The 12,386-nt window shown below is 43.2% G+C and carries 8 protein-coding genes; all 8 read right to left on the bottom strand.

Annotation, left to right across the window (positions count from 1 at the left end):
- Positions 1-8: 8 nt before the first annotated feature.
- The 8 genes from MKX59_RS14330 to MKX59_RS14295 all read right to left on the bottom strand — a co-directional run bounded on the left by MKX59_RS14330 (position 9) and on the right by MKX59_RS14295 (position 12,365).
- On the bottom strand, positions 9-923 hold the full coding sequence (locus MKX59_RS14330; RefSeq protein ID WP_023988799.1) for an ABC transporter permease: 915 nt from the start codon (positions 921-923) through the stop codon (positions 9-11).
- A gap of 62 nt (positions 924-985) precedes the next feature.
- A complete protein-coding gene (locus MKX59_RS14325) occupies positions 986-2,722 on the bottom strand; it encodes a sugar ABC transporter substrate-binding protein (protein ID WP_076295113.1) in 1,737 nt (578 codons plus the stop codon).
- A gap of 289 nt (positions 2,723-3,011) precedes the next feature.
- Entirely contained in the window at positions 3,012-4,670 is a 1,659-nt protein-coding gene (locus MKX59_RS14320) for an extracellular solute-binding protein (RefSeq protein WP_071558699.1), read from the bottom strand.
- Between the two features lie 47 nt (positions 4,671-4,717).
- A complete protein-coding gene (locus MKX59_RS14315; RefSeq protein WP_028541594.1) occupies positions 4,718-6,124 on the bottom strand; it encodes a response regulator transcription factor in 1,407 nt (468 codons plus the stop codon).
- Positions 6,125-6,126: 2 nt separating this feature from the next.
- Positions 6,127-7,833 carry a sensor histidine kinase gene (locus MKX59_RS14310; RefSeq protein ID WP_340858494.1) on the bottom strand — a complete coding sequence of 569 codons (1,707 nt, stop codon included), beginning with the start codon at positions 7,831-7,833 and terminating at the stop codon, positions 6,127-6,129.
- A gap of 547 nt (positions 7,834-8,380) precedes the next feature.
- Positions 8,381-8,713 (bottom strand): hypothetical protein, encoded by a 333-nt coding sequence (locus MKX59_RS14305; protein WP_068939613.1) that lies wholly within the window; start codon positions 8,711-8,713, stop codon positions 8,381-8,383.
- A gap of 255 nt (positions 8,714-8,968) precedes the next feature.
- Positions 8,969-9,676 carry a response regulator gene (locus MKX59_RS14300; RefSeq protein ID WP_071558698.1) on the bottom strand — a complete coding sequence of 236 codons (708 nt, stop codon included), beginning with the start codon at positions 9,674-9,676 and terminating at the stop codon, positions 8,969-8,971.
- Entirely contained in the window at positions 9,669-12,365 is a 2,697-nt protein-coding gene (locus tag MKX59_RS14295; protein ID WP_071558697.1) for a sensor histidine kinase, read from the bottom strand. Before MKX59_RS14295 ends, MKX59_RS14300 begins: the two co-directional genes overlap by 8 nt.
- Between the last annotated feature and the right edge of the window lie 21 nt (positions 12,366-12,386).

The raw sequence follows: 12,386 nt of genomic DNA, 5'->3' as shown, positions 1-12,386 counted from the left end.
TTGCCTCCTTAGAATATTTTTCGGTCGGTGTATTTCTTGGCCAAATGGTTGGCGGACAATAGCAAAACAATACCGATCACTGACTTGAACAGGCCAACAGCCGTACCGAAGCTATACTGTCGCCCAACGAGTCCAATCCGATATACATAAGTATCCAGAATATCTCCCGACTCATAGACAACCGGATTATACAGATTATAAATTTGATCGAAGCCGGCACTCAAAATATTGGTCAGACTCATCACTCCCATGAGCAGGATAATAGGCAGCATACCTGGCAATGTAATATGCCATACTTTTCTCCACCAGCTGGCTCCATCCATTCCTGCCGCTTCATACAGACCCGGATCAATCGAAGTAATTGCAGCCAAATAGACGATGGAACTGTAACCGAACTCCTTCCACACGTCTGTCCCAATAATCAGCGGCTGGAACCAGGTGTTGCTGCCGAGAAAATTAATATTCTCCAGACCGAAAAAAGCCAAAATTTGATTCACAATTCCATCCAAACTGAACATGTTAACAACCACGGATGCTAGAACTACCCAGGATAGAAAGTGTGGCAGATAAACAATTGTCTGTACGGATTTTTTAACGAATTTGATGCGGATCTCATTTAACAAAATGGAAAAAATGATAGCCATCATTGTTCCCAATAGAATCTTAGCAATGGCAATCACCAACGTATTACTAAAAACCTGTGCGATGTCCGGCAGCTTAAACATATAAATAAAATGCTTCAGCCCTACAAATTTGGAGCCAAACATCCCCTTGGCTGGTATATAATCCTGAAACGCCGTAATGACACCGACCATCGGAACATAGCTGAATACCAGTAAAAATAAAATTCCCGGAAGCATCATCATATGATACATGGCACCCGTGCCCAACCGAACTTTTGCTCTATCATTTCCCTGTTTCATGGATGGACCCCTTTCCTGAAGAAAGGCTACTTATCGCAGCCCTTCTAGCAGTTCATGATTGTTTATTTTTCGGATGCAGCCTCGTCTTCAATTTCCTGAATTACCTGGTCCCCACCTTGTTTCTTCCAATTGCTAACGAAAGTATCGAAGTAATCCAGAGATTCTGCACCAGTCACGATTTTGATGAAAGATTCCTGCTCCATCTTGGTCAGATTAGCCCATGTCTGTTTCATGCTTGGTGTAGTGCCAGAGAAAGCGGGTGTCATCCAGACGAATTTGTTTTCCCGTGTCAGTTTGTCGATGAGTCCCACTCCGTTGATACGCGAGTGATATTTCGCCCAGGCTGTTACGTTATCCGTATCCATATCGCTCAAGTAGGTTTGGATACTTTCAATATTGTTCTTTGATTCGGTTGTCCGGACCTGATCCAGACTAATCTCCCCTTTAATCCCGCGAACAACGTCAGAGTAATCATCCAGCAGCGAGGTAGCCGAGTTGACTTCAATATTAAAAGGTCTGGTAGAACCGTCTACGCCGTTCTCTTGATACTTGGCGGCTTCTGGCATAGATGTTTCCACATTTTTATCATTTGCCAGTTTATCGTAGAAAAGGTTTACTATTTTAACGGCAAGTTCCGGGTGTTCATATCCTTTTCTCACAACGATAAACTGATTGGCTGGATTGGCGTGTGCCACGTTTACCTTTCCGTCTGCATCCTCCAAAGTGTAAGCCGTGAATTTCGCATTCTTATCCATCTGCTTCACGCTGCTCAGACCCCAGTCGGGAATATGCCATGGTCCAAAAGCAATACCGCTTTGGCCGTTGGTGTACAGTGCCGTAATATCATCAAATGTGCGTGTTCCAAATTGCGGGTCGATGATGCCTCTCTTGAACCAATCTGCCATGACGCCTAACATCTGCTTGGTTTCCTTTGTTGTCGAGCCATAAACAATGCTGCCATCCTTTCCCTTCATCCAGTATTGAGGGAATGCACCCTTGGTGGAGGCAACTCCCAGCATGGTATAGGCGGAACCATTATAGTCACTTGTATTAAGGGTGTTCACAAAGGGAATACCTACCGGTTTCCCGGATTGGCCAGGATCTCTTTTCAGGAATTCCTTGGCCGTTTTCTCCACATCATCCAGCTTGATGGCCCCGTCTCCGTCTGCGTCAAGTTGGATACCCAGTAAATCCAGCCAATCCTGACGAACCCAGACCATGGTTGGCGCGGAATCTAGGGAAGTAGCCGGAAGTCCCATTAAACGTCCATCTATCGTCGCATTATCTAATGCACGGCCCTCATAAGATTCGTAAATGTTCTTGATGTTATCTGTGGCATACTGCTTGTAAATTTCCGTCATATCTTCAATCAGATCATTATCAACCAGTTCTTTGAGTTCATCCTTGGAATCGACACGCATCATGTCAGGCAGTTCCCCAGAGGCGATGGCGAGAGAAACCTGACGGCTGTAATCTTCTCCGTTGGCTTCAAATTGGTCTTTAATCTGAGCGTTAAATGTTTCTTTGACCAGCCGAGTATACGCGTTGTTCTCATACGTATCTCCAGCCGACAGTTTCGGGTTGGCTGTAGTCACACGACCCATCGTTACGGTTATTTCGTCTTTATAGGCACTGAATGGGTCTCCCGGTGTTACCTCATACTTGCCCGCTTCCTCCGCAGTGGGAGGGTTGGAGGAACCCCCACAGGCTGCAAGGGTTGAAATCATCAGAGCAGACATCGACAGCACGGCCAGACGTCTCGTCAACATTTTGCTTTTTATGAACCGTTTAGTTCTCATCACATTCGATTCCCCTTCGTTCTGAATATTTCCCTATCATTGTTGTTTGCGCTTTCATTATAAGACTCGGAGAAGACAAATCGAGATAGGGATTGAACGTCTGTTTGGATAGAGAAATGTATGCGGTTTCATCTGGGATCATAAAGCCTGAGTTGGCCTGTAAGCATTTATCCTACCTACCGACATACATTTGTCTATCCTTACTTACTAATCAAAGTGAAGAACAAAAAAACCGGCAGCTCCTGAAACAGGAATCGTCGGCTTGATTAATGGAATTTTAAGATGGTCTTCAGCGATGATTATGGGCTGCGGTCACCTCCACAGTCACTTGATCGCCCCCTTGTTCCTTCCATTCCTCGACAAATTGACCAAATGAATCGATCGGTTCAGCGCCTAAAATAATTTTTAAAAATGTATCATGTTCCAGTTTTGATAGTTCACCCCAAGCCTTCTCCATCGTTGGAGTTCGTATATAGGTAAGGCTTCGAACTTTATGGATGTTTGGATCGAAAAAATTTCTTCCGCCTACAAGAAGCGAATAACCCCGCATAAAGCTGTCGCTGTGTTCATTCCAATAGGAAATACCATATTGATCATAAGGCTTCAATTTGGTTTGTTTTATTGTCGAAACTAAGTTTTCCAGCAATTTGTATTCAGACTTGTCCTTGAAATCGGCGGGTGTTTTGGTTCCCATCAGAATATCCTGCGCGGCCTTCGATTCATATCGTGCTTCATCTGCCGGAGCAAAGAAATTGCGGCCCAGCATAAAACGCGTACCGTACTTGAACTCATCACGAAGGTACAGATTGTTAATTTTAATGATCGCTTCGGGATGAGCATATCCTTTTCGTACCACCAAGAATGAACTTGACGGATTATCCACCTTCACATGGTATGCTCCGTTTGCATCCAGCGGGAGTGCGTATGCTTGCCAGTTCGCCTCCGGCTCGTTCTGCCAAGCGCTCGGAAGGGGCCAGTACCCAGCATAAAAACCTTGAAAGAACATCCCCGCCTGACCGTTAATAACTGTTTCTTCCGCTTCTTTGCGGATACCCAGTTCTGGATCGAGAAGGCCTTTGGCGTACATTTCACGCAGTTTGACCAAGGCCTCCTTCGTTTCCGGTAGAACCGAACCGTATACAGGTTTTCCATCTTTGCTCAGCCAATATCCCGGGAAAGATCCAAATGCTGCGAAGATTGGGGTTAGATCAAAAGAAAAAGCACTGTTGTTGAAATCGTTATACAGTCCAGTGCTTGAAGCAAGGCCAATCGTATCCCGCTTACTGTTTCCATCTGGGTCATTCTCTACAAAGGCCTTGGCGATAGCTTCCAGATCATCTACCGTTTTCGGCGGCTTCAGTCCAAGACGGTCCAGCCAATCCTGTCGAATCCAGAGCATGCTGAAGTCTTCCGCTGTCACAGAAGGAACAGCCATCATCTTGCCATCGAAGGTCACTTGTTCCATAGCCAATCCGTTTGTGCTATCAATAATTTTTTTTATTTCCGGTGATGCGCTACTATTGTATGCCTCGGTTAGGTCTTCAATTTCTCCAGCCTTGATCATCTCGTTCAGCTGCAGCTGATTTACAATCATGGCATCCGGCAGATCATTGCTGGCGATAGCCAGATCGATTTTCTGACTCAGATTTTCCTTCGACACCTGCCATAATACCTGGACATCAATGTTAAGGTTTTGTTTAATCATCGTTTTCCATATATTCTTCTCAAGTGTTTCTCCTCCTGAGAGATCCGCGCCTGTTGGATCTACCACATATCCCAGTCGGATGGAAACGGGATATTCATATTTCCCCAATGGATCGGCAGCGGCAGTGTCCGAGATTGTTTTCGTTGGTCCCATTGGCGATTCCCGGAAGTATGGGTTGCTGAAATATACTGTCACTGTAATTAAGCTGACGACAAGAACACATGCAGCCATCTTCTTAATCATCGTTTTCCCTTCTTTCGCCCGGATTATTGGTCATCTGGGAGAGTACGCTATTTATCCCCTCTGCCGAGCTGTCGATATTCGCTTGGCAGCAGACCTGTCAATTCGCGAAAAATTCGGCTGAAATATTTTTCATCCGTATAACCCACTCGCTCCGCAATCCAGAAAATCGTGTTGGTTGTATTCAATAAATACTCTTTAGACTTCTCTATTCGTATAAATCGGGAGTACTCATTAAAGGTTTTCCCCATCAAATCCTTGAAGCATTGACTGAAATAGCTTCGGCTGATGTTCAGTTGTTGGGACAGACCTGAAGCTGTAAAAGCTTGGTCCAAATTATTTTGCATGATCATAATCGCTTTTTTCACGGCGTCTACAATTTCTTGTGAATACGAAGTCTGTTCATCTGCCTTACGAATGCCCACAGAGGTCTGCTTGATCCAATCTTCTACCTCGTACCAGGATTGAAAAGAATGGATCATTGAGATTCTACCCAACGTAGTCTGAGCAAAAAGGTGATTCCATTCCATAACTATAGAGTATAGCAATCCCATCAGCTGGCCTTTATGCAGTCTTAGTGATTTGAACTGTTCAATCAGTTGGTTGTAATAACTGTCGTTGTGGGTCCATGGTGATAGGAACCAACTTTGCCTAATACGATCCATGTCTTCATCCTGCGGTTCTATTGGAAATGAGTCCTCCACATTCATCGAAACGGAAATGACAGGATCATAAGGATTGTATGCATAGAATAAGGACGTTTCTGTATAATTCATAATCCAGTTTTGGATTTGCGACCATGTTCGCTCTTGTACATCGGACATAACCAGCAAGGCGACTTGGGGAACTTGATCCAGGGATTCCTTCAGTTTATGGAACAGCTGATCCTCTACGTCCATGGGTGCCGTCCACATCCAGCTGTTCCGTTCAACCTCCCATCGGATCTCGTCTACATTGGATGTCAGTTCAATCGGCCAGCTCTGTCCTGACTTGCGATCCAGTGAAACAAGTGCATACACATGGCGATAATGGACATTGGTCTCACTTAGCAGAGGCAGCTTTCGTCTTGTATTCGCCAGCTCGTCAATCCGGGTATGTATTCGATGCAGCACGTGTTCGAATTGCTCCTTCTCGAGCTGAACTTTGGCTATATAGTCGATGGCTCCAAGTCTGAGCGCTTCCTGGATATAATCAAAATCTTGATGCAGTGTTAATACAACAATATGTAGTTCTGGATAGAGCTGCCTTGCAGCTCGCATCAGTTCAATACCTGACATCACCGGCATCGCGAGATCTGTCAGCATCAGATCGACCGGTTGGGCTTTCAGAAAATCCAGTGCTTTCAACCCGTTACTTGCTTCTCCTATAACCTCCATATTGAACTCGTTCCACGGCATCGCGGAGCTTATTCCTTTTCGTACTAATTTATCGTCATCCACTATCAATACCTTAATCATCCTCAGACATCTTCTCCTTTGATAGGAAGTATGAGCAGTATACTTGTCCCTGTACCCAATTCACTTTCGATCACCAGTTGTGCTTGATCTCCATACTGTGCCCTCAACATGCGGTGGACATAATTGAGTCCGATGCCCATCCCTACTTTTTTATGTTCAGCTATACGATTATTCAGAAGTCTTTGAATCGCTTCCTCGGTCATGCCTGCTCCATTATCCTGTATTAAAATATTCAGCGTTTTGGCAAGTGTAACTTCAATTTGAATAAAACCTTCGTCACTCAGTCCATGATAAAGTGAATTTTCAACCAACGGTTGCAGAATAAAACGAGGCACAGGTATTTGAAGAACTTGATCATCTGCTGAAATACGCACGTCAAATTCAAAGTCATATCGAATTTGCTGCAGGATTAGGTACTGTCTTAGCGCATCAATTTCCTCTTCCATCGTGGATACTTGCCCTAATTTACCCAAATTGTAATACAACAGCTTGTTTAAGGATTGCACCAACTTGTCAATCTCTCCTTGTCCGTTCATGACGGCCAGCCAGTGCACAGTATCCAGCGTATTCATTAGAAAGTGAGGATTGATCTGATATAACAATTTTTCCACTTCCAAATCTGCACGAATCTTCTCTTTCTGCTGCACTTCCTTGAACAGGTCGCCGATTTGATGCTGCATATTTGAGAATTCTCCCAACAGAAAATCAAACTCGGGAATTTGAGTGCGGGTCTGGCTGCCTGCCTTTTGTGGATTCTGAGACATTCCGTTAATTTCCGAATGGAACAGGCCTAGTGGTTTGTAAACCATCTTCCACAGAAGCCAAGCCAGAAATACGGTAAAGCCGAGAAAAAATAAAGCGACCAGTAATATTTGAAGCAACCATTGGTTTTTCTCCTGTTGATACTTAGCCTGCGAAATTACCGATATGACGCTCCAATTCTGACTGGAGTCCTCCTTAAGCCAATGGTAATCACGGGATATTCCATCTTTTGCAGTACCTTTCGATATGCTGGAGAAATTCTCTCCGACCTTCATCGCTTCTGGAATTTCACTGTAAACAATGTTGCCCTCACCATTCAGGATTAAATGCGATAAAGCTCCTTTGTATTGATTGTAACCCAGTATATCCTGTGTAAGACGAAAGCCGGATTCGACGTAAATATATACATCGTCCCTTTGAGGCAGCTGTACCTTTCGCATAGCAGATAAAACAAGCTGATCATCAAATCGGTTCATACTCATATGGGGACCATAGTACGCAATGCCATATGATTTGGAAAGCACAGGCAAAGACTCGGGAGAAAAACGATCTTTGATGGGAAAGTTAGCGAACTGTGTAGTGCCTTCTTTCTGGAAATAGTATAAGGTCAGACCTATATTCGGATTAGTAAACGTTACGACATTTAACTCATTCTTTAATTCATCTCTAGCCTCAATCAATTCAAATATATTGGAGGAAGGCTTCAAGACTTCATCCAGTTTTTTTCCTAATGTACCACTATATGATAATTGCTGAGTAACATGATTCAGGTTGGTAATTGAATTTTCCAGTGATGAAGTTACCTGCTGTAGATTGCTCCGAATTCCATCATTGATTTTATTCGCAAAAATGGAATCAATGGTATAGTAAGAAATTGCAAATATACTGATAAAGGGAATAAACGCGCTGAGAAAAAACAATAAAAAGATTCTTTTTTTAAGTGTCATTCCGACCCATTCTCCTTAGGTAAATGAAAGAGCAAGCCCCTGGTTATGAAGCTTGCTGTTTATGAACAACAGCTCTATCAATTATCGTATTCCTCTTAGGCAGCGACCTATTTGAAAATTGGCGACATCTTAATCCGATTCAGATTGAAAAAATCAGGATACTTGCATCTCAGTGAGGTCCAATTCTGTTCATAATTATAGATTGATATTCAAATATGTCAAACGCTTTCATGGAATTTATAGAACTTATTCTCCCTTCCTCTTTGCATATATGACTTGCCGTTTTTAATTGCTTATTGTAGTTGAATTTTCTGCATGTAAAAAGGGCTCACTCCGTCTTCAACAAGTGAAATAAGCCTTCTAAGCTTTCAATAACATTTTCTACTCCTAATTCTTATAAATGGTGTTGTTGATCAGGATTGGATGCCAAAGCAACAAATAATTTTTCTTCTTCACTCAGCGCTTGTAGAAATTGTTCTCCGGCCAGATTGGGAGCAAACACCAGGTAACGCGGCCTGACGATTCATATTTTTCCTTCTTTCGGAGTTTAGCTATAAACCTCTTGTTCCAGCACCCGATTTACAGCCTTGATAAAGGCAAGATAACCACCATCGGTATCGTTCCGATGAGGAAGAGCCAAAAACATTGTCTCTTCAACCTGGTTATCGTCTAACTCATAGCTGTTTGTCAGGATTTCTCTGATCTCATCGACGGGTGTACCGAGAGCAAACTTCTGAGCTGCTTTATAGATATCATAGTTCTCATAGATATCCTTCCGTGTCACCTTCTGCAAATCGATAAAATCATATATTTTTTTAACGGAATACAGCACCGCCAGCACAATTGAGATCAGACCCGCACTTGTTAAAATTTCATTCATTCCCCATACCTCTTTCCCTTTCACTCAGTTGACAGCTTAGCCGATGAAACAGACGAACAAGGTAGTGCCCATCTCACATGCCGAACCTCCTTATCCTCTTTACTTCAGAGTTCAGCGTAACATTTTCACCATTAGTTTAGGATTAGGGTTTTCATATAGGTATAAAGATCATCTTAAGATTTAGATGGCAGATGAAAAATAAAGAGACCATGCTCCATAAGAGCATGATCTCTAATTACATAATGGTATTGTTACCTAGCCATCATCTCCAACCTGAAGCATACGGTAACCAACTCCGATATGTGTTTGAATAAACTTAGTTTGTGATGATGTTTTTTCTATTTTTTTTCTCAGCGTTGCCATAAACACACGCAGGGCAGGAATGTCATAGCTGTGGTTGCCCCAGATTTCATGCAGGATAAAATTATGGGTCAGTACTTTGCCTACATGTTTTGCCAGCAGGCAAAGCAGTTTATATTCGCTTGGGGTCAGGTGAATTTCTTCTTCACCGATCCATACGCATCCTGCTGCATAATCAATTTTCAAATTTCCATTAATAAAGCTGGAAGCATCCTTCAGGAGCTTATCACTGTCATTTCGAATTCTTCGTAAACTGACTCGAAGTCTGGCCAGCAGTTCTTCTACACTGAAGGGTTTTGTTAGATAATCGTCCGCTCCGGCATCCAGCGCATCTATTTTATCCCGATCTTCGCTGCGTGCGCTGACCACGATAATAGGCATATTCGACCATGCACGAAGCTTTTTAATGATATCTACACCATCCATATCCGGCAGCCCCAAATCCAGAATCATTAGATCCGGCTGCTTGGATACTGCTTCTAAAATCGATGCTTCCCCTGTTTCAGCCGTATGATATTTATACCCCTGTGTCTCCAGCGTTGTCGTAATCAGCTTGCGGATGGGTTTATCGTCCTCCACAACAAGAATAAAAGGTTTATTCATGAACATTCACTTCCTCAGCTTGCAGGGTAAAATAAAAAACCGTCCCTTTAGGGATATTGTCCTTAACACCAATAGTACCTCCATGAGCATTCACAATTGATTTGCACAGAGAAAGCCCCAATCCTAATCCACGACGTCCGTCCCCATGAATGTTGTCTGCCGTATAAAACATCTCAAACAGTCTAACCTTGACTTCTTCTGAAGAAATACCGGGGCCATCATCTGAGATTTCTACAATGACTATATGTCTCTCGCGTCTTGCTGAAATTGTGATGTGAGAGCCATCTTGGGTATACTTGATTGCATTATCAATCATATTGATCAATACCTGAACAATAAGTCGGGAGTCCATTCGAGCCATCATCAATTCATCATCCAGTTCCGTCTGAATGACATGCTTCACATTGTTGCGATTCACATGAAGCAGAGCCTCCGAAATGACTTCCTCCATTAATTCTGCCTGAAAATTCAGATTTAGAGTACCACCTTCGATTCGACTAATAGACAGCAAATTTTCTACCAAATTGATTAACCACATGGAATCGTCATATATATCCGTATATAGACCTTTTTTCTGTTCCTCGTTTAGTACCTCTGGGTTTCCAAGAAGAATCCCCGCATTGCCTGAGATGCTGGTAAGTGGAGTGCGTAAATCATGAGAAATGGACCGAAGCAGACTGGCACGGAGTTGCTCCTGCTGGATTTGCATGGAGATCTCTTGTTGTCTTTCGTTCAGTTTTTCTTTCTCTAGCGCCAGCGCGCATTCTCCCAGCATGGCAAGCATTAGGCTATTTTCAAAAACTTCTAAAGGTTCTTCCTCATCCATTACAATAGCTGCCACCGCAAGAACCTGCTCTCCTCCACGCACCGCATGATATAGACACTTAGCGCCAAAAAAAGTATCCGTCGTTGCTCCTGCACGCTTGTTGTTTTTATATACCCACTCTGCAACTGCACGTTCGTTGCCTCCTGTGTAGACCCCTGGATCAACTGCAGATTCTTTCTTTGGAAAAAACTGCGGCGCCAACAGTACCCCTTGGTCAACTGAATAGAAAATGACCATTCTGTCCAACAACTTTACCATTTGATGTGCCATTTCATTAATAATAGCCGGAGAGTCTTTGGCCTGTTGCAATTTCCGGCTTGTTTCCAGAAGCACCTCGGTACGGTAAGCTTTTTGCGCGGATTGCCGAGCCTGCTCTCTTACTCGCATAGTTAGTGTACTCGTCATGAAAGAAGCAGCCAGCATGACCAGAAAGGTGACCGGATAGCCTGAATCATAAGCCTGTAAAGAATAATAAGGCTCGGTAAAAAAATAATTAAACACAAGTACACTCATAACCGAAGAAATGGCGCTATACATTCTGCCCTTGGTCACAATTGCATTTAACAAAACTCCCAGAATGTACACGGTGATAATGTTAGCTTCTCGGAATTCCAAATACTTAAACCACAAGCCAATAATTGTGCACACAGCCAAGATAGCAATGGTCTTGATAGTATCTGCCAACGACAGCAATGGGTATTTTTCGTAAAAAGGCAATCTTTTATAGAAGGAAGACTGAGTATAGGGGATAATATAGATTTCAATATTAGGAAGTAAGGCCGTTAGTTTATCACTTACATTGGATTTTGCAAGCCCTCTCCTCTTGTAAGGGGAGCGTCCTAGGACAATTTTCGATACACAGCTTGTTTTGACATATTCGGCAATCTGTCCTGGAATATCGTCTCCATACATCGTTGCGATTTGTGCACCCATTTGCTCAGCCAGCCTAAGGTTCTCCCTTAACTCCGCTTTATTTTTTGATGTCAATTCTCTCGCTTCTGGTGTTTCCACAAACAACGCGGTGAAATGACCATGAAAAGCTGCCGCCATTCTTGCTGCTGTTCGGATCACTTTCTTATTGGAAGCAGCCGAAGACAGACAGACCAGAATATGTTCTTTCGTATCAAATTCATTTCTTTTCGCCTGCTCACTGATTTGCTCCGCGATTCGGTTTAACTGACTTGCTGTATTACGCAAAGCAATTTCACGTAGAGTCGTCAGCTTCTCTTTGGTAAATAAATGAGCCTGTGTATTCTCCTCCTCAGGGTAAATCTTTCCCCTATTCAAACGTCCTATTAAATCATCCGGTTCAATATCGACTAATTCCACCTGATCAGCACTGTCAAATACACTGTCCGGTATGCGTTCGTCAACGGAAATGCCAGTAATGGAGTAGACAATATCCGTTAGACTTTCGATCTGTTGAACATTCATCGTCGTATATACATGAATTCCTGCGCGAAGAAGTTCCTCCACATCCTGATATCTTTTTTTATGTCGGCATCCTGCCGCGTTGGTATGGGCCAAATCGTCCAATAAAATAAGGTCAGGACTTCTCTGGAGCGCTTGGTCCAGATCAAATTCCTTAGTTGAGGATTCTTTATTTGAAATTTTGATGTAAGGAAGAAGTTCAAGTCCTTCCAATAACGCCGCAGTGTATGGCCGGGCATAATGTTTAATATATCCAACTACGATATCTATACCCTCTTTTTGCTCTTCGTGAGCGTCGCTAAGCATTGCACAGGTCTTCCCAACACCTGGTGCATATCCAACAAAAATTTTCAGTCTTCCTCTACTTTTTCTTACCGGCAAGTCAGTAATTCGATCAAGTATGGACCCGGCATCGTTCTGTTTTGCTGCCATCCTGTGCCCACCCTCTACTAT

This window comes from Paenibacillus sp. FSL R7-0340, assembly GCF_038002205.1.
In the GTDB taxonomy this organism is placed as follows: Bacteria; Bacillota; Bacilli; order Paenibacillales; family Paenibacillaceae; genus Paenibacillus; species Paenibacillus polymyxa_B.
This window is presented reverse-complemented; position numbering and strand designations above follow the sequence as displayed.

Excerpts from the sequence above, each read along its gene's own strand:
- MKX59_RS14310 (WP_340858494.1), bottom strand. The coding sequence starts at position 7,833 with ATGACACTTAAAAAAAGAATCTTTTTATTGTTTTTTCTCAGCGCGTTT.
- MKX59_RS14320 (WP_071558699.1), bottom strand. The coding sequence starts at position 4,670 with ATGATTAAGAAGATGGCTGCATGTGTTCTTGTCGTCAGCTTAATTACA.
- MKX59_RS14325 (WP_076295113.1), bottom strand. The coding sequence starts at position 2,722 with ATGAGAACTAAACGGTTCATAAAAAGCAAAATGTTGACGAGACGTCTG.
- MKX59_RS14305 (WP_068939613.1), bottom strand. The coding sequence starts at position 8,713 with ATGAATGAAATTTTAACAAGTGCGGGTCTGATCTCAATTGTGCTGGCG.
- MKX59_RS14315 (WP_028541594.1), bottom strand. The coding sequence starts at position 6,124 with ATGATTAAGGTATTGATAGTGGATGACGATAAATTAGTACGAAAAGGA.
- MKX59_RS14300 (WP_071558698.1), bottom strand. The coding sequence starts at position 9,676 with ATGAATAAACCTTTTATTCTTGTTGTGGAGGACGATAAACCCATCCGC.
- MKX59_RS14330 (WP_023988799.1), bottom strand. The coding sequence starts at position 923 with ATGAAACAGGGAAATGATAGAGCAAAAGTTCGGTTGGGCACGGGTGCC.
- MKX59_RS14295 (WP_071558697.1), bottom strand. The coding sequence starts at position 12,365 with ATGGCAGCAAAACAGAACGATGCCGGGTCCATACTTGATCGAATTACT.